At 40.4% G+C, this 18,185-nt stretch carries 18 protein-coding genes and 1 riboswitch; of the genes, 1 reads left to right on the forward strand and 17 read right to left on the reverse strand.

Annotation, left to right across the window (positions count from 1 at the left end; translation table 11 throughout):
- Positions 1-2 precede the first annotated feature (2 nt).
- A riboswitch (FMN riboswitch) is annotated at positions 3-136 on the reverse strand.
- 112 nt (positions 137-248) lie between these two features.
- The 15 genes from AAEM60_RS14360 to AAEM60_RS14430 form a co-directional block, all read right to left on the reverse strand.
- Complete coding sequence (locus tag AAEM60_RS14360) at positions 249-1,163, reverse strand: peptidoglycan DD-metalloendopeptidase family protein (RefSeq protein ID WP_299738072.1); 915 nt, start codon at positions 1,161-1,163, stop codon at positions 249-251.
- A gap of 634 nt (positions 1,164-1,797) precedes the next feature.
- The gene (locus AAEM60_RS14365; protein WP_299738074.1) at positions 1,798-3,021 is read right to left on the reverse strand and encodes a hypothetical protein; all 1,224 of its coding nucleotides are present in this window, start codon (positions 3,019-3,021) and stop codon (positions 1,798-1,800) included.
- Positions 2,993-3,547, reverse strand: a complete 555-nt coding sequence (gene sigX, locus AAEM60_RS14370; RefSeq protein WP_299738076.1) for an RNA polymerase sigma factor SigX — start codon at positions 3,545-3,547, stop codon at positions 2,993-2,995. The genes AAEM60_RS14365 and sigX overlap by 29 nt, the downstream gene beginning before the upstream one ends.
- Positions 3,548-3,827: 280 nt before the next feature.
- Entirely contained in the window at positions 3,828-5,594 is a 1,767-nt protein-coding gene (locus AAEM60_RS14375) for an ATP-binding protein (protein WP_341356555.1), read from the reverse strand.
- Complete coding sequence (locus AAEM60_RS14380; protein WP_299738080.1) at positions 5,591-6,307, reverse strand: response regulator transcription factor; 717 nt, start codon at positions 6,305-6,307, stop codon at positions 5,591-5,593. The genes AAEM60_RS14375 and AAEM60_RS14380 overlap by 4 nt, the downstream gene beginning before the upstream one ends.
- Before the next feature lie 117 nt (positions 6,308-6,424).
- Positions 6,425-7,600 carry a c-type cytochrome biogenesis protein CcsB gene (gene ccsB / locus AAEM60_RS14385; protein WP_299739588.1) on the reverse strand — a complete coding sequence of 392 codons (1,176 nt, stop codon included), beginning with the start codon at positions 7,598-7,600 and terminating at the stop codon, positions 6,425-6,427.
- Entirely contained in the window at positions 7,584-9,251 is a 1,668-nt protein-coding gene (locus tag AAEM60_RS14390; RefSeq protein ID WP_299738082.1) for a cytochrome c biogenesis protein ResB, read from the reverse strand. The genes ccsB and AAEM60_RS14390 overlap by 17 nt, the downstream gene beginning before the upstream one ends.
- 34 nt (positions 9,252-9,285) lie before the next feature.
- Entirely contained in the window at positions 9,286-9,816 is a 531-nt protein-coding gene (locus AAEM60_RS14395; RefSeq protein ID WP_341356556.1) for a thiol-disulfide oxidoreductase ResA, read from the reverse strand.
- 257 nt (positions 9,817-10,073) lie between these two features.
- Positions 10,074-10,805 (reverse strand): pseudouridine synthase, encoded by a 732-nt coding sequence (locus AAEM60_RS14400; protein WP_299738086.1) that lies wholly within the window; start codon positions 10,803-10,805, stop codon positions 10,074-10,076.
- A 147-nt stretch (positions 10,806-10,952) separates the two neighbouring features.
- Positions 10,953-11,480, reverse strand: a complete 528-nt coding sequence (locus tag AAEM60_RS14405; RefSeq protein ID WP_341356557.1) for a spore maturation protein — start codon at positions 11,478-11,480, stop codon at positions 10,953-10,955.
- The gene (locus AAEM60_RS14410; RefSeq protein WP_299738090.1) at positions 11,481-12,074 is read right to left on the reverse strand and encodes a nucleoside recognition domain-containing protein; all 594 of its coding nucleotides are present in this window, start codon (positions 12,072-12,074) and stop codon (positions 11,481-11,483) included. It lies immediately after the preceding gene.
- Positions 12,067-13,227 (reverse strand): D-alanyl-D-alanine carboxypeptidase family protein, encoded by a 1,161-nt coding sequence (locus AAEM60_RS14415; RefSeq protein ID WP_341356558.1) that lies wholly within the window; start codon positions 13,225-13,227, stop codon positions 12,067-12,069. Before AAEM60_RS14415 ends, AAEM60_RS14410 begins: the two co-directional genes overlap by 8 nt.
- Positions 13,228-13,382: 155 nt before the next feature.
- The gene (locus tag AAEM60_RS14420) at positions 13,383-13,874 is read right to left on the reverse strand and encodes a DUF3907 family protein (RefSeq protein ID WP_341356559.1); all 492 of its coding nucleotides are present in this window, start codon (positions 13,872-13,874) and stop codon (positions 13,383-13,385) included.
- Positions 13,875-14,038: 164 nt separating this feature from the next.
- Entirely contained in the window at positions 14,039-14,632 is a 594-nt protein-coding gene (gene scpB, locus AAEM60_RS14425; RefSeq protein ID WP_299738097.1) for an SMC-Scp complex subunit ScpB, read from the reverse strand.
- Complete coding sequence (locus AAEM60_RS14430) at positions 14,625-15,383, reverse strand: segregation/condensation protein A (RefSeq protein WP_299738099.1); 759 nt, start codon at positions 15,381-15,383, stop codon at positions 14,625-14,627. Before AAEM60_RS14430 ends, scpB begins: the two co-directional genes overlap by 8 nt.
- Positions 15,384-15,564: 181 nt before the next feature.
- On the opposite strand from AAEM60_RS14430, the gene AAEM60_RS14435 reads away from it, so the two are divergent.
- Positions 15,565-16,086, forward strand: coding sequence for a DUF309 domain-containing protein (locus AAEM60_RS14435; protein WP_299738102.1), 522 nt, complete (start codon positions 15,565-15,567; stop codon positions 16,084-16,086).
- Positions 16,087-16,115: 29 nt separating this feature from the next.
- On the opposite strand, the gene AAEM60_RS14440 is transcribed toward AAEM60_RS14435, so the two are convergent.
- Entirely contained in the window at positions 16,116-16,487 is a 372-nt protein-coding gene (locus tag AAEM60_RS14440; protein WP_299738105.1) for a GNAT family N-acetyltransferase, read from the reverse strand.
- A 362-nt stretch (positions 16,488-16,849) separates the two neighbouring features.
- Positions 16,850-18,151: a diaminopimelate decarboxylase gene (lysA, locus tag AAEM60_RS14445; protein WP_341358003.1), complete on the reverse strand. Its 1,302-nt coding sequence runs from the start codon at positions 18,149-18,151 to the stop codon at positions 16,850-16,852.
- Positions 18,152-18,185: the final 34 nt, after the last annotated feature.

Here is an 18,185-nt window from a genome sequence, read left to right on the forward strand (position 1 = left end):
ACCCTCATCTTCTCCCATCCAGACTATACTGTCGGCTTTGGAATCGCACCAAATCCTGCCCCAAAAGGCTCGCGGGCTTAGAAACAAATGTTTCATCACCGCCGGTAGGGAATTTCACCCTGCCCCGAAGACGAATCTTTATTTTTTTATACATTCTCATTATACATAAGGATGGGGATTATGTGAAGGAAAAAGTTCGAATTCGAAATAAATTTGATTAACCTGATTCTATAAAGTTTACACATCTATTATTGCAGCTTTAAAACTTGCTGCGGATAGATAGGCGTCTTAAGATCCAATCCGTTCCAAGCCACCAATTCATTCACATCAATTCCTTGTGCGACTGAAATGGAGTATAAGGTGTCTCCTTGTTTCACTACATACCTACTCCCTGCTGATTGAGGGATGTCTAAAGACTGGTTAACCACCAAATTGGTGTCATTTAACTCATTGGCACTCTTAATATCCTCCACAGATATATTGTATTGCTGAGAAATCCCCCAGAGGGTCTCCCCTTTATGTACGATATGACTTACCTGTTTTTCATTAGATTGAACTTCTTCTGCAGAGCTTACACCATGGGTGCTTTCAGGTGTTCCGGAAACATCCACTGCCTGAAAAGGATCTTTCTCCTGAGCAAACACAAGCTGCCCAACCTGACCTTGTCCAAATACCATATAGGGATCGATTGCATTCTCCTTATCGATCGTCCATTTCCCCCTATGAACTTCAAAATGCAAGTGGGCTCCTGTCGACCTGCCTGTGTTTCCTAAACTTCCAAGCTGTTCACCTTGACCCACCTCTTGATTTTCTTCTACAAACCGGTTTTCAAGATGAGCATAAACGGTTTCGTATCCGTTATCGTGCCTAATAAATACTACATGGCCGTAGCTTGCAGAAAGATAGGATTTAGTGACTTTACCTTTAGCTACTGAATAAACAGGAGAACCGATATCTCCTCCTATGTCCATACCTTTATGTGTACCTGACCTTGTCCCATACGAGTCGGTTATCACCCCTTCAACTGGAAATGTCCAGGATACCGTTTCTTCCGCGATCTCATTCGTCTCTGCTTTCGCTATCTTTCCAGTAAAGAACATAAAGCTCACACACAACGCTAACAGAAATACGATTAATAACCTTCTAACATAATCCAAAACCATGCTTGTCCTCCTTACCCATTTGACGCAATACCTTTATTTCTTCCCGACTGAAGCGACACTACCGCTACCTTTTCACGCATTAAACCATTCTTGCCTTCTCACCTTCATTTCATGCACTCCCCACTATATGTACATGCCCCCTTCAATATTCATAACAGAATGAGATAATTTTCCTTTGAGTAGTTTGTCTAAGTTTGAGATAAATATACACGGAAATGCGGAGCCGACTGATCAGGCCCGACAAGCACTTTGGGAAAATGGCAAAAGGCGTACTTTGCCTTATGCCATTTTTCCAAAGTGACCTCGAGGGACTAGGAGGCGCAGCTAGACATCCCAAAAGCGGAGGCGGCTTGGTCAGCCCCGACAAGCATAAGATGAATTGGCCTGGAAGGCGTCCTTTGCCTTCTTGGCCAATTTAGCATATGACCTCGAGGGGCTGGCCGCCGGAGCTGGATGACACAAATGCGGAGGCGGCTTGGTCAGAGGCGACAAGCATAAGTCGAACATGCCGAAAAGGCGTCCTTTGCCTTTTTGGCATGTTTGACTTATGACCTCGAGCCTCTAGTCGCCGGAGTTACACATAAAAAAAGACCAGAAACGGATTACTTCCCCGCTTCCAGTCTTTCCATCACATCTAATTTTCTAAGCTTTTCTTATTCGGGCTGATCGGTGTCTCAATTGGTTCGTTGAACTCGAATCCATTCCAGCTTTCCTGCTTAATATTTTCAAATAAAACCCTTTCATAACCGGAGCTTTTGCTTGTCAGCAATAAACCTTCTATCATCTCCAGAGCTGTGTCCTTATCTAAGGTTTCAATATCCAATTCATTTAAGAAGTTAATGGTTAAATAGTCATCTGAATCTGAAACACTAATATTGATGTTTTTCGGAATCACACTTTGGAAAAGGTTTTTGTCGGATCTTTTCATTGCTTGAATGGACTCTTTGACATTTCCTCTGTTTATGTTATCCGGCACAAGGAAGCGTTCTCTACCATTTGGTGAATATAGAAAATATGCCGTATGAACCTCTTCTGTTAGATCGACTTTTGAGAATTCCCCGGTAGAACTGAATTGCGGAACTGACCCGTCTTGTTCTTGAAGAACCACTTCGTTTAAATCCTGATGTTGAAATGAGTAAAGTAGAGAATGATAAAAAGCGTATTCCACCGAACTACTCCCACTATACGAATGATCTGCATCCAGAGTGAAGATGACTTTGCGGTCTTCAAGGGTGAATTTTCCTTTCAGGGGAAGAAAGTCTTCCATTCCCCAGCTTCCTTCAGGTAATACACCGGCAAGTTGTTCGTGTCGGGCCAACCAGCTTTCTTCATCTTCTGCCGGGTCGTCGACTACCGAGACGGGAACAGGTACCGCTTCGGGAGAAACAAGTCCATAGGAATAGTAGTCCTTTCCTTCCAAGTCTTCTTCATATAGAGATAATCTGTCTTCTGTAAGCGGTTTAAGGCTTTTTTCAGACTCAGCCATACTTAGCTGATTATTCTCGTTTTCAGTCGTAATTTGCTCCTTGTCAGAGTCTTGAACCATTTCGGAACTTCCCTCTGATTCTTCTGCCTTTTTCACTGTTATGTCCCTGCCAGATGATTCGGATTTCATTTCAGACTTTCCCATACTATTTTCATTGAATTGATTTAATACGGTTGGAGCAAGCATAACCATAATGAATATGGCTGCCAGCGCAGCGACTGTTGGAATTAAACGGTTTAAAGCAAAGAATCTCTTTTTGTTCTGACGCTCCATCCTTGCGTAAATTGATTGAGGAGTTCGATCATCTTTGATTCGAGGAAGCTTTTTGACAAGGTCCTCTATATCACGATCTTTCCATTCTGACTGCTTCAATGTCTCTTTCCCCCTTTTGTAGCCGTTGATTCATTTCAATTCTTAACCATTTGATGGCTCTATGCTGGGTCGTTTTCACTTTACTTTCAGTCCAGCCTAAAACTTCAGATGTTTCAGCGATTGAAAGTTCTTGTAAATATCGCATAATAATCACCATTCGATAATCCGTCGAACATTGTTTTAAGCACTCGTACAATACTTTAATTTCTTCCTTCGCAACGGCAATTTCTTCCGGGAGTGCCACGTCGTCTGTCACATCGTTTCGGCTCCAATCGAATTTATCCAATATTCGATTCTTCCAATTCTTTTGTTTTCTAAAATGATCAATGGCTACATTTTTTGCAATCGAAAAAAGCCATGTTCTTTCTGAGCTTTTGCCTTCAAAACGCTCATGAGATTTAAGCACCCGGATATATACTTCCTGCACCAGGTCTTCAGCCTGCTGCTTATTCTGTACCATATATATTAGAAATTGAAATACATCTTGATGATAATCAGAGTATAATTTCTCAAAAACGGAGTCCACTTGTTCCCCTCCCCGTCAATTTATTAGTCGTTTTTTATGTGAAAAAGTTACACACTATCAATATAGTATTTAACCGGTAAAAAGGAAAGACTTTATTCACAAGATTCTCTACAAATAAAAAGCCAACAGGGTGCTTTTCCCCCTGTTGACTTCTCCAGTTATTCCTATTTATTTTTATCACTTTTTCAACAACGTTTTCTACGAGCAGCCAAAAAATAAAGAATGTTTCCCATGTAACAAGAAAAATCGTCAAGTTTCTATGGATACCATCGATTCTTGGCTAAATAGGAAGAAAGAAAGTGAAGGTTGTCCCTTGATCGACTTTACTTTGCACTTGAATATGACCTTTATGGGACTCAATAATGTTCTTCGCGATTGCTAAGCCAAGACCTGTGCCTGACTTCCCTCTTGTCCTGGCTTTATCTGCTTTATAGAATCGCTCAAATACAAAAGGAAGATCTTCTTCAGGAATTCCTGAACCCGTGTCTTTTACGTGAAACAAATAACCGCCCTTGCTTTCCGTCAGGGATACCGTTACTTCCCCGCCTGTAGGAGTATGTCTTAAAGCATTATCAATTAGATTGGTTAATACTTGTTCGATTCTGTCCGGGTCCATATGAATTTCATTTTTGATCCCTACATCACTTTCAAAGAATATGGAGACCTTTTTTTCTTTGGCCAGTCCAATAAATTTATTGGTCACTCTTTCGGTGAAAGGCATGATACCTATTACGTCTTTATTAAGAGTGATATGCCCCGCCTCCATACGAGCCAAATCCAGAAGGTCATTGACCAAACGGCCCATGCGCAATGATTCATCATAAATAATTCGGGCTATCTCTTTCTTTTCTTCTTCAGTTTCAGCAATATCATCAACGATCGCTTCGCTATATCCTTGAAGCATAGAGATTGGCGTACGGAGTTCATGGGATACATTTGCAATAAAATCTTTCCGAAGCTTATCCAATCTTCGCTCTTCTGTCATATCGCGGACGACCGCCACTGCTCCTCTGATGTTGTTGTTGTTGTAAAGAGGACTGATAATCACCACATACGAACGTCCTTGCAGACTCAGTTCACCGGTCTGTTCCATTTCTGTCACGACCACGCTTTGTAATAATTCTTTTACAGTAGTAGGGATGGCTTCCTCACTGCTTTCGCTTTGCTCATAATACCAATGCTGCAGGAATCTATCCGCCGGCGGATTGGTAATTAAGATCGTGCCGTCCCGATTAAAGGTGATGACGCCATCAGCCATACTGCTTAATATCGAGGAAAGCTGCTCTTTCTCCTGGCTCAGTGCGTTAATGTGAAACTTTAACTGCCTACCCATTTGGTTAAACCCTGTTGCAAGTTCACCGATTTCATCCTTCGTCAAAATCGGAACCTTTGTATCAAATTTACCCTTTGCTACCTCAAAGGCTGCTTCCCGCATTTTCCTTAATGGTGCGGTGATACGCGTAGAAAGGAAGAAAGCAAAAATGGTTGTTAAAATAAAGGCAATCCCGGCAGCAAGCAAAATCAGTTTCGTTGTTTGACGAGTAGTATCTTTAATAACACCAAGAGACTGATAGAGATACACAGCTCCATCTTCTTCATTGATATGCAAGGGCGTCCCGACAATAATGACGTTTTCATAACGGTTCGATGACATTTCCGAGGATAATTCAATCTCTTTCTTGACGGTAATTTCTTTTGTTTTCACTGATTGAAGTTGTTCATCTTCTGAAATATAGTCGTGAATATTCTTTTGAAATTCTGTAGAATCCTGTGAATAAAGTGACTCATTTTGATCTAAGGAGATAATGATGTTTATCGGGTCATCAATGATTTCTTTACCCAGTTCCATCCCGAGCTCCAAGTCTTTATGATTCTGAATGACCCTCGCCACTTTTTCAGCCGTATGGGTTAATTCTTTTTCAACCACATCGACGTGATAGTTTTGAAAGAATTCCAGTAAAAGAATCGTAAGGATAAATAACACAAAGGAAACTAAGAGCAGGATCGTTAGCCATAGCTTTCCTACAACACTACGCCAGAGCCTCATTCATTGGTTACCTCGAATTTGTATCCTACTCCCCATACGGTCACAATCATTTTTGCAGCCATCTCAGAAACTTTATTCAGTTTTTCTCTTAATCGCTTTACATGAGTATCAACTGTGCGCAGGTCTCCGAAAAATTCATAATGCCATACTTCCTTGAGCAGGTGCTCACGGTCAAACACTTTGTCTGGAGCTTTGGCAAGGAAATATAACAATTCGTATTCCTTCGGTGTCAGGTTCACATCTTTTCCATCAGCAGTTACCCGGTGGGCATCATTATCGATGGTAAGATGAGGATAAACGATCAGGTCCTTCGTCTTCGCGTCTGTTTGAATAAAGCTCGTCTTTGAAGAACGTCTTAATAGCGCTTTCACTCTCAAAACCACTTCGCGAGGAGAAAAAGGTTTCACTATGTAGTCGTCTGTTCCAACTTCGAACCCTTGCACTCTGTTCACTTCTTCTCCTTTAGCAGTGAGCATGATCACGGGAGTCGCTTTCTTTTCACGAAGATGCTGACATACTTCGATCCCATCCATCCCCGGCATCATGATATCCAGTAAGATACAGTCGTAATTATTCTCGAGAGAAAGCGCTAATGCTTCTTCTCCATTCTCTGCTTCATCAATTTCATAGTTTTCTCTTTCAAGATACATTTTTAAAAGTCTACGAATCCGGTCTTCATCATCAACAACTAAAATTCTAATGTTTTCCTCCATGGGTAATATCCCCCTTTTGTCTAATTAAACCATATTATCCTATATTTTATATGAAAAAAGAAGCTGACTCAAAGAGAATATCATTCTCACTATCGTCAGCTCCCTCCCGTTCATTATTTAAGCATATGAATGCAACCCTGCGATAATAAGGTTAACGGCCACCAGGTTGAAAAGAATAATGGCAACCCCGATCACGGCTAACCACGCAGATTTCTCACCGTGCCATCCTTTAGATAGGCGTAGGTGCAGAAAGGCTGCATAAAATAAGAATGTAATTAATGCCCACACTTCTTTAGGGTCCCAACCCCAGAATCGCGTCCAGGCAATTTGCGCCCAAATCATGGCGAAGATGAGTCCGCCAAGTGTAAAGACTGGAAAACCGATTAAAACGGAGCGATAACCAATTTCGTCCATTAGATCCAGATTCACATTTTTCACCAATGGCTGTAATTTTGCAGCAATACGCTTTCTGAAGATTAAACGTAATAGTAGATAAATACCTGTTCCAATCAGAAACGACCAAATAACGGTATTTAGTTTCTTAGCGTTAATAAGGGCTGGCATTTCTACAAGCGGCTCCATTACGTTGTCGGTTAATAGTCGGCCTTCATTCGGTCCGACAAGAGCCGGGAGTGTGTATTCAGAAACCGCTTCTGTCCCTTCTTGATTTACATATTGAAAGTTCGCTTCGTAATTCCCCAGGGTAAAGGCAGTTGATGCCACTACAAACCCTAATACGACAACTAAAGAATACATGACGGTTTCAAGCCAAAACGATTGCTTGCTTCCTTTTGTATGTTGCACTGATTTCAATAAGTAGATTAACCCTGCCACAAAACTGATGGATAAAATCGCTTCCCCTGCTGAAACAGTTGTGACGTGGATTTTCAACCAATCACTTTGAAGAGCAGGAATCAATGGGCTAATGTCTTTAGGAAACATACTGGCATAGGCGATCACCAAAAGTGCAAATGGTAACGCAATGACTCCAAGTATCGTTGTCTTATACATAAAGTAAAGAATGATAAAGGCTCCGACAAGCATCATTCCGAAAAAGGTTGTAAATTCAAACAAATTACTTACCGGAGCGTGTCCTGCTGCTCCCCATCTTAAAAAGAAGTAACCTATTTGAGCGGCAAATCCAATAAGGGTTAAAACTATCCCAATTAATCCCCACTTTTGTTGATTCGTTTCAGTTGTATTTTTTTGGCGAATGCTCCCACCAAAAAACAACGTAGCAATCAAATACATCATGAAGGATACATAGAGTAAATTACTACTCCACGCTGCCATTGTTAGCGTTGACATCTTCATTCCTCCTTGCTTCGTCCTTTTGTTGTTGATCTTCAGGTTCCTGTATTCCAGTACCTTCCAAAACGAAGTTGATTTCATTTTTTAATCCATGCCAGTTTTTATTCGTATGGCCGGCTACGATGACTCCATCTTCACTCCGCCTGATCCAGATTCTTCGGTGGTGCCAATAAGCACCTTGTACGACACCTATCATAAAGATGGCTCCACCAACGGCTAAGATCCAAAGAGTGAGGTCCTTATGAACGGTTAAAGCAGATACATCTCTTGTCTCCACACCTGCAAATGACAATTTATATTCATTGTCACCAAGCGGTTCCAGGTTTTGCTGGATCCCTACAAAGCTCACTTCACCATCGGGCTTCTCAGGCGAGAACAATTTGAAAAGGAATGCAGGATTATTCGGTAAAGGAGACTTGGTTTGCGGCTCCCCTTGTTCATTAAATCCAGAGAAATCAGGATAATATCCCATCAATTCTACTTTATAACCTTCTTCAAATGCATAGGTATCTTGAGGATCGAATAGATCGACGGTGAATTTGCCGAAGCTCTCCCCAGACCCTTTATTATCAAATGTAAAGGACATTGATTTAAATTCATCCAGCTTGTAGCTTGTTTGGTATACGGCAAAGTTTCCAAATTTCAAAGGATGATTTACTTTGATCGAATCCTCTTTTTCCACTTCCCGGTCAGCCGTTTGTCCTGGAAGTTTATCTCCGGATTCTTTATACAGTACCACGTCAGACTGGAAATTCTTGGCGATGGTTCCATTCTTATCAATGGCTTCCCCAAACACTTCTTTGTCTTTTTCTTTATCGTATGTCTCTAACGTAAACCCTTTATTTTCTAAGTAATATTCTTGTTTCGTACCAGGAACGGCTCTCGTCTCACCTTCACGGATCCACACGGTTTCATCAATATACATTCCAGGAACGAATCTTAACATACCCCCGAATAGGAAGATGATGAGACCGATATGATTCACATAGGGACCCCATCTAGAAAAACGATTTTTCTCTGCAAGGATGTTGCCGTCCTCTTCACGGATCTTATATTTTTTTTGTGTTAATTTTTCTTTTATTTTACTTATAGAGTCATTGATGTCGACCAATTCTGTTTTCCCATAGATTCGTTGGCGCTTCAGGAAACCAACATGTCTGGAAACACGTTGATTCTTGAGGGCACGATAGAGGGGAATTACCCGGTCAAGACTACAAATCACGAGGGAAACTCCAATCGATGCGATTAATAGTAGATACCACCATGAACTATATAAATCATGGAAACCTAACGTGTAATATAACTCTCCAAAAAAGCCGTATACATCTTCATAGTACTCATTTGCTGGCTGTCCATTCGGAATATATTGTTCCTGGGGCAAAATCGTGCCGACTGCAGAGGCGATAAGTGTGATGACAATTAACCATACGCCAACCTTAACAGATGAAAAGAAATTCCAAATCTTGTCGATAATCGATCTGTTATACGTTTGGGAACGCCTTGCACTACCCTCATAACGCATGTCATGAAGCTTCTCATTCTTCGCTTCATCCGTTAAAGCCCGTCCACAGGATTCGCATAAAACGGTACCGTTAGGATTTACATGACCGCATTCACATTTGATTTCTTTCATGTTAAAACTCCTTATATCAAGTTAAACTGCTGAGCTAAGGCTTGATGCTCTCTAAATCTTCTATGATATCGTTTTCTGACATCGTACCTGTAATGATTTTTTCAATTTCACCTTGAGGGTTAATGAGGAATGTAGTCGGTAACGGATCTATACCGTACGCATTTTGAACTTCCTCTTCTTGGTCTACTAAAATAGGGAACTCCAACCCGTGTTTAGACACGAATCGATTGATAAGGAAATCTGATTCTCCCACATTGACTGCCAATATGTGTACACCTTGATCTTTATATTTTTCATATTGATTATTCATATATGGCATCTCTCTTTCACATGGTTTGCACCATGTTCCCCAGAAATTCAGGAATACCCCTTGGCCCTCATAGTCGGACAAACGATGTTTATTCCCTTCCATATCTTGTAATACAAAGTCAGGCGCTTGATCTCCCACCTTTAACCTCCCTCTTTCATCCTTCGTAAAGTTTGCATACAGAGTATATGCAACCGCAGAAGTCAGCACAATGAGAATAATTGTCCGGATGAGTAATCTGCGTTTTTTCTTATTCATGTACGTGTGCCTCCCATATTGAAATCGTTCTCAAGAATGGAAATGATTTTTCTCTCTTTACAGTAGCAAAGGGCCTGATGTCATAAGAATACCCTTATGAGATCAGTCCCTGCCATAATGTAATGTCCATTCCTTCATAATAAGCAGGGAAATATCCCTTGGATTTCAGGGTAAAATTCCTTTCCCATTATATCATTTATCACTTTAGAGATAGTGTAAATTATATGAAGGATATGTGACACTTTCCAACCTATTCTTTATCGGATATTTCCTGTTTCAGCCAGTGTTCTCAGCTGTTTCACTTCATGCGGAGTAAGTTCTCTTCCTTCTCCTGCGTTCAAGCCATGGAGAGACAGGAATGCATATCTTTCCCGTTTCAGCTTTTGTACCGGATACCCAATCGCTTCGAACATCCTGCGCACTTGACGGTTTCTGCCCTCATGAATGGTGATTTCTACGATGGATTTCCCTTGTTTCTTATCAATACTTAACACTTTCACTTTTGCAGGAGCAGTCATGCCGTCCTCCAGTTTAATCCCTTTTTCAAGTTCTCTGATTTTAAATTTAGGCGGGATGCCTTTTAATCTTGCTACGTATGTTTTTTCAATTTCGTTACTTGGATGCATCAGGGAGTTAGCGAAGTCTCCGTCATTGGTTAAAAGAAGAATACCTGACGTCTCATAGTCCAGTCTTCCTACAGGATAGATTCTTTCTTGGATTTCAGGGAAGAAGTCCGTTACAACTTGACGCTCTTTGTCGTCAGCCACAGCCGAAATAACCCCTCTTGGCTTGTAAAGCATATAATATACTTTGTTTTCTCTTTCAATCTGAATCCCTGTCACTTCAACTCTATCTGAATTAGAGACCTTTGTTCCCAATTCCTTCACTACTACACCATTGACCTTTACTTTACCCTCTATAATTAATTGCTCAGCTTTTCGTCGAGACGCTACTCCACTATGAGCAATAACCTTTTGTAATCGTTCCACGGTATTTCACCTCATTTAATTTTCAATACATTTGTCTTCATGAATTATTACACAATCCAGGCAAAATAGAAAGGTATAAAGAAAAATCGACCTTTTCAGTCGATTTCTTTATACCTCATTGTTTCCATTATTAATAGATGCCAATCCTTAAAACATAATCGTGACGATGAAGATGGCGGCTACGATTCCGATGACGTCGGCTAGTAATCCGACCTTCAGCGCGTCTCCCATCTTACGTATCCCTACTGCCCCGAAGTACACGGTCAATACGTAAAGGGTCGTATCGGTACTTCCCTGTAAGGTTGATGCAAGTCTTCCGATAAAGGAATCTGGCCCGTGGGTAGCGACAATATCACTCATCATACCAAGGGCAGCTGTTCCTGAAATGGGCCTGATAATGGCAAGTGGCACAATTTCAGGCGGTATACCAAGTGCAAGCAATCCCGGACGGATGAGATTCACAAAGAACTCAAGTGCTCCTGATTCTCTAAAAATGGTAATCGCCACAAGCATTCCAATGAGGAAAGGAATGATCGATACGGCAATTTTAATGCCTTCTTTTCCCCCATCTACAAACACTTCATACGTTGGTACCTTTTTAAGGGTGCCATAGATCAATATGAAGCCAATCATAATAGGGATTAACCATAATGAAATGGTGGATATCCATTGCATCTATTTCACCTCACGACGAGTACGTCTGTAATGAAAATAACGGTCTATCAGTATGGCTCCGATGGTCGATAGCATTGTGGCAATTAAGGTTGGTCCTACAATTTCAGTTGGAGAAGCTGAATCATATTTCATCCGGATCGCAATGACCGTTGTGGGAATGATGGTAAGGCTTGACGTATTGATCGCTAAGAATGTAATCATCGACCTGCTGGCATAGTCTTTTCCTCCATTAAGGTCCTTTAATTGCTCCATCGCTTTGATCCCGAGAGGTGTTGCTGCGTTTCCAAGGCCAAACATATTGGCCATCATATTTGATAATATATATCCCATAGCAGGATGATTATCCGGCACTTCAGGAAACAACCTGGTGACAAAGGGTCTGAACAGCCTGGCCAGTTTATCCAATAAACCCGCTTCTTGAGCAATCCTCATGATTCCCAACCAAAACACCAATACGCTGACCAATCCTATACAGAGGGTAACGGCTTCATTGGCAGATGTGAAAATGGCTTCGTTTACTTCTTCCATTTTCCCATTTATAATGGCGAATACTAAACCGATGATGGTCATCCCGACCCAAATGAGATTAACCATGATCCCGGACTCCTATAAAGGACTCGAAGGAGTATGTCCAGAACTTCCACCAGCTTTTTTCTTCTTCTGTTTTACCCTTTGTTTTAAAGAAAATGGGAAGAGTGTCTACTTCTACGTCTTCTAAATACACGACAGCCTTTCCTACTACTTCAGGTACATTTTTATTCTTTAACCATTCCTCTTTAGGCTTTAACATTTTATACTCTACCTTCACATCATCCACTTCACCATCTTGAAGGGTAAGGACGGATTCACGTTTAAGATAGGCATGATCTTTGTATATTTCGTCATCCATTTTATCAATCGTTCCTTTTTCCAGGACGATCCTATAATCATATTGCTTAAACCCGAATTCAAACATTCCAATATGATCATTCCAATCATCGGGACCATTGAGTGTAACGGCAATGAGATTCTCTCCATCCTTAGAAGCTGTGGACACAAGCGTTCTTTTGGCTCGTTTTGTGTAACCGGTTTTCCCACCCGTACTATGTTTATATAATTCTGTTAATAATCTATTTTTGTTCTTCCACTTACGATCCCATTTTTCTTCTGGATTTGGCGCAGTATGAACCTTAGTTCCTGCAATCTTCTTGTATAATTCGTTCTCCATTGAATATCTCGTTAGTACTGCCATATCATACGCAGTTGAATAGTGGTCCTCATGATCATCAAGACCATGGGGATTGGAAAAATGAGTATTTTCCATTCCGATTTCATTCGCCTTTTCATTCATCATATAAACAAATCCGTCCAGACTTCCGCCCACATATTCTGCTATGGCAACCGCTGCATCATTCCCGGATCTTAGCATAAGCCCATACACCAGATCTTCCAGCTTTATCTTCTCCCCCGCTTTTAAGTATAGCGAAGACCCTTCCGTACCAGCTGCATTCGAAGAAACCGTTACTTCCTTACCCATCTTTCCGGATTCGACTGCCAGAATTGCTGTCATAATCTTTGTAATACTGGCAATTCGACTTTGACTGTGAGCATCCTTTTCATAAAGAATCCTCCCCGTCTCCTGATCCATTAAAATTGCCCGCTGTGAACTGACAGAAGGTGCGGCCTGAACTTCATTGGAAACGACTACAAACAATAAAGTAAAGATAAGGAAATAATTTATGTAAAATTTCACTTTCTTTAGATTCACACCCATCTACTCCTTTGGTTCTAACGTGTTTGTACAAGTTTATGCAGGACAAGGGGTAATATGAATGAAAATCTGGAAATGCCAACACAGTACAACTTGAAAAAACTGAAACACACAAAAACACAGCTGAGTCTTTCAGCTGTGTTTTCCATGTTCTATTCTTTGGATTGCAGCTTTTGGTTTCGATACTCGACCTCGAATTCGATTAATTCCTCCCGAATGCTATGAAACTCTCCTTCCACACCTCTTAATAAGGCAGCGAAGCAGCCGGGAGGTTCTTGTCGAAACCGGATTGCACTGCGATCGGGATAGGTAATACGACGATCTTCAAACCATAGATTATATCGCGGGGAATAATATTCCTCTATGCATTTATGATAGATTTTATAAAGGATTCTTTCGGCAACCAGCTTCTGGAAGGGTTCAGTTTGAACAATGATTGTACAAGCATCCAGTCCTTCTTCACAATAGACAAGAAGTCTTCTTAAATTTGAAAGCAGCCCTTCGTAATAAGCTTTATCTCCATGTTTCCCCTCTAATAGATCTTGTATGGTAACGGTATTTAAATAGCCTTCAAATTTAATAATCGTATTTTCAAGAAAGGGTTGTATGTCTTGCACCTGAGTTTTCACAATAAAATCGTTCATCTATTCCCCTCCATATTTCCCCTGCTAGTTCCATTTTATCAATCCATCGTTCTGAAAATTCTATTTCGTCAAAATTTTCAGAACGATGGACTCATGAAAACAGGCAGGACCTCCAATCATATAGCCGAGTTCCTGCCTATTCACTATCTACATATGATTTTATCCTAATCTTTCGAATCCATCGTTTCCTGAAATTTCTCAAAGAATAAATCCGCTTCATCCTGCATGAATTCGTCTTCTATATTCTCAGGCAAGGGTGGAAGTTCATCTATTCTCTTTAGTCCGAAATAGTCCAGAAATTCTTTCGTCGTACCAAACAAATAGGCACGACCCGTACCTTCTGCCCTACCAACTTCCTTGACCAGCCCTTTTGACGTCAGGGTCTGAATGGGACGTTCGGTTTTAACACCTCTGATTTGTTCGATCTCCATCCTGGTGATAGGCTGCTTATAAGCAACAATCGCCAGTGTTTCAAGAGCTGCTTGAGATAAAAAGCTTACATTTGGTGACTCAACCAATTTCTTTAAATAATCGGCGTTGCTTTTTTTGGTAACTAATTGAAAGGTATCAGCTATCTCAATCATATAAATTCCACGATTGACATCCTTTTCATAATCCATCTTTAACTCTTCAATGACATCCATCGCTTCCTGCTCCCCGATTTCCAATACGGAACAGACTTGCTTGAGTGAAAGACCTTCATCTCCGGCTGCAAACAATAAGCTTTCCAGTATCCCCTTCCAATTACTGCTATTCAACAAGTCCTACCTCCTCTCCTGCTTCAACAAATATTTCTGTGAAGTTTTTTTCTTGATTGACAATGATTTGCTTCCGCTTCATTAATTCCAGCACAGCAAGGAAAGTAACTACGAGATGTTCTTTATTATCGGTTGGGAAAAGACTTGTAAATGATGTACGCACTTTGATATTCCGTAAACTATGAAGAATGTCATTCATTCTTTTCTCAATGGATATTTCCTGTCTGGTAATTCTGGTTTGAACGGGTCTTTGCAGCTTCTTACGCCTTAATAATTTATGAAAAGCTCCTAACATATCATATAAAGACACTTGAACTTCACTATTCTTCAAATCAACTTCTTCAGTGAATTCCGAAAGATCACTTGGAGGCTTCGTATACACTTGTCCCCGTTCTTCCTCACGATGCTTCAGCTCATTTGCCGCTTCTTTAAATTTACGATATTCAATCAATCGTTCAACTAATTCGTCACGTGGATCTTCCTCTTCAAATTCAATCTCATCGTTTAGAAGTCCTTCATCATGTTTCGGTAGAAGCATTTTACTTTTAATGGCTAATAACGTAGCAGCCATTACTAAGTATTCACTGGCAACATCAAGCTGCAAATTCTTCATCGTATGTACATATAACATATATTGCTCAGTAATTTGAGCCATAGGAATATCATATATATCAATTTCCAACGAGTTAATCAGATGCAAAAGAAGGTCTAGTGGACCTTCAAAAGCGTCAATTTTCACATTGTATTCCACTTTATCACCAAATTTCTAATTACAGTCATTCCTGATAGCTACTTAATAGTATAGTAGATTGACCACTATTCTCCAATAGAAAGTTTTTGTTTATATAGTATGTACCTGTCGTTTTAGCAAAGACGTAGAATGTGCTACACTTTAAATACTCAGACACTCAAAATATGAAAGGAGGTATCACATGGTTTATCCTAAACCTTATATAGAATTCTTAATGTATTTCCACGGAAATCGTGATTACTTCGAATGTCATGAAGTGTTAGAAGAATATTGGAAAGAAGTGGACCCTAAGAACCGCTCTTCCCACTGGGTGGGGTTAATCCAGATAGCTGTAGGTTTTTACCATTACAGAAGAGGTAATCTTCCTGGAGCAGCCCGAACATTTAAGAAAGCCATCCAAAATATTGAGGTGAATCAGGAACAACTCTCTCACTTAGGAATCCATGCAGCTGAACTCCAAGACATGCTTGTTGATACCGGCCATGAACTAAGTACAAATCAGCCCTATAAGAGCATAAATATTCCCCTCACGGAGACTTCTCTCCTTAAGCAAGTTCAATCACTGTGTAAGGACAATGGGTACTCATGGTGTTCTCCAAGTGATTTAACGAATAATGATCTCATTCATCGTCATTCCTTACGAGACCGTACAGAAGTGATTTTGGAGCGTAAAAATGCATTAGAACGAAAAAAAAGAGGCTGACCACCTATTAAGCAAGGTGGCCGTCCTCTTTATTGCTTCTCGTCCTTTACTTCTTCTTCAATCTCATCACACTTCTCAAAAAATGAAGCGGTGTCTGAATTCGGCTTCACTTCATACTCTGAATGCATGTCTCTTAACTGCTTCACCATTGATTTCCCAATTCCTTCATGGCGATGGGATGGGTTTACTGATATATGCTGAATCTCTAATGTACTATCTGTCTTGAAGACTCCAATCAAGCCTACTATGTCCTCTTCTTTCCATAAAAAGAGCTGCCAATTGTCTTCAGTTTCGTATTGCTTCATCGTCTGTTGAAGCTTCTTCAAATCCTTTTCATTTGGCATGAAAGATAATAATCCCATTGCGATCTTTTCAAACGCCTTTTTATACCGAATTAACATATTTACCCCTCGTTAAGTTTTATGCCTAATCTATTTATTTCCTATTTTAGACAAAAACTAGAAATTTAATTGATATGAATGTTTATATATCTTACTAAATTTACTTTTATTAATCAACTTTAACCAATCAATTCCCAGCCAGGAACATCCAGTAGATGACGCCCCACACTATGCCGGCTACTAATAAAAACAAAAACAACCCCTTATTGCTGATCTTCATAAATGACTCCTTTGTCTATACTATATTCACCTTTATATATCATTGTTATTGTATAGTAAAATCAATATTTGTTAAAGTATGTTATTCAGTATATAAAAAAGTAGTCTTTAAGTACGATATACTTAAAGACTACTTTTCTAGCTTATTTAAACGTTACATCAAGTGAAATCATATCCTCATACGTCTCTCTTTGAACGGCTAACCTGGCTTCTCCATTCTCTACAAACACGACAGCCGGACGGGGAATACGATTATAGTTATTCGCCATGGAATATCCATAAGCACCTGTACAGAACACGGCAAGAATGTCACCGGCTTCTGAATCAGGAAGGGGTAAATCCCAGATCAACATATCACCTGATTCACAGCATTTACCAGCGATCGATACAGTTTCTTCCGGGGTTTGGTCTGCTTTATTCGCAATCAAGGCTTCATATTTCGCCTTATAGAGAGCGGGTCTGATATTGTCACTCATTCCTCCATCAATCGCTAAGTACTTCCGGATGTTTGGTACTTCTTTTCTTGAACCCAATTTATAAAGGCTGGTGCCTGCATCGCCCACAAGGGAACGACCTGGTTCAATCCAGATTTCCGGCATTTCGAGATTGTATCTTTTAACTTCCTCTTTTACAGCAGAAATCATTTCCTTCACATATAGAGCAGGCGGGAGCGGGTCATCATCCTTCGTATATCGAATACCAAAGCCACCGCCTAAATTGATTACTTTAGGGTCAAAATCATATTGTGATTTCCATTGAGCTACCTTCTCAATAATTTTCTTAGCAGCAAGAATGAAGCCTGTTGTTTCGAATATTTGGGATCCAATATGACAATGCAACCCCAACAATTCAATCCCATCATGGCTCATCGCCTTTTTCATAGCTTCCTCAGCTTGGCCATTACCCAAATCGAATCCGAATTTGGAATCCTCTTGTCCGGTTAGTATATAATCATGAGTATGGGCTTCAATCCCAGGCGTCACTCTTAACAAAACCTTTGTCATTTGTTCAGAGGAGAGTGAAATTTCATTCACAAGTTCCAGTTCGTAAAAATTATCAACGACAATACAGCCTATTTTGTTTTCAATGGCCATCATCAGTTCTTCCCTGGACTTATTGTTCCCATTAAAATGGATGCGTTCAGGAGGAAATTCTGCCTTTAACGCAGTGTATAACTCCCCCCCTGAAACCACATCCAGTGATAATCCCTCTTCTTTCATTAATTGAAAGACCGCGATACATGAAAATGCCTTACTTGCGTAGGCAACTTCTGCCTTCACTCCAAGGGAATCAAACGTCTCTTTAAATCCTCTTGCCCGTTCTCTAATAAGTGCTGTGTCATAAACGTAAAGGGGAGTACCATATTGTTCTGCTAACTTTGTGGTACTCACCCCACCTATTGTAAGATGACCGTTTTGTATTTCTGCTGATCCATGAAGATACATGAAACGTCTCATTCCCCTCTTTAATGCTCTTCTA

Origin of the sequence: Rossellomorea sp. y25 (assembly GCF_038049935.1) — a bacterium.
Lineage (GTDB): Bacteria > Bacillota > Bacilli > Bacillales > Bacillaceae_B > Rossellomorea.

Excerpts from the sequence above, each read along its gene's own strand:
- AAEM60_RS14390 (WP_299738082.1), bottom strand. The coding sequence starts at position 9,251 with ATGAAAGAAATCAAATGTGAATGCGGTCATGTAAATCCTAACGGTACC.
- AAEM60_RS14405 (WP_341356557.1), bottom strand. The coding sequence starts at position 11,480 with ATGCAATGGATATCCACCATTTCATTATGGTTAATCCCTATTATGATT.
- AAEM60_RS14410 (WP_299738090.1), bottom strand. The coding sequence starts at position 12,074 with ATGGTTAATCTCATTTGGGTCGGGATGACCATCATCGGTTTAGTATTC.
- AAEM60_RS14420 (WP_341356559.1), bottom strand. The coding sequence starts at position 13,874 with ATGAACGATTTTATTGTGAAAACTCAGGTGCAAGACATACAACCCTTT.
- AAEM60_RS14360 (WP_299738072.1), bottom strand. The coding sequence starts at position 1,163 with ATGGTTTTGGATTATGTTAGAAGGTTATTAATCGTATTTCTGTTAGCG.
- AAEM60_RS14395 (WP_341356556.1), bottom strand. The coding sequence starts at position 9,816 with ATGAATAAGAAAAAACGCAGATTACTCATCCGGACAATTATTCTCATT.
- AAEM60_RS14435 (WP_299738102.1), top strand. The coding sequence starts at position 15,565 with ATGGTTTATCCTAAACCTTATATAGAATTCTTAATGTATTTCCACGGA.
- AAEM60_RS14380 (WP_299738080.1), bottom strand. The coding sequence starts at position 6,307 with ATGGAGGAAAACATTAGAATTTTAGTTGTTGATGATGAAGACCGGATT.
- AAEM60_RS14440 (WP_299738105.1), bottom strand. The coding sequence starts at position 16,487 with ATGTTAATTCGGTATAAAAAGGCGTTTGAAAAGATCGCAATGGGATTA.
- AAEM60_RS14375 (WP_341356555.1), bottom strand. The coding sequence starts at position 5,594 with ATGAGGCTCTGGCGTAGTGTTGTAGGAAAGCTATGGCTAACGATCCTG.
- ccsB (WP_299739588.1), bottom strand. The coding sequence starts at position 7,600 with ATGGCAGCGTGGAGTAGTAATTTACTCTATGTATCCTTCATGATGTAT.
- lysA (WP_341358003.1), bottom strand. The coding sequence starts at position 18,151 with ATGTATCTTCATGGATCAGCAGAAATACAAAACGGTCATCTTACAATA.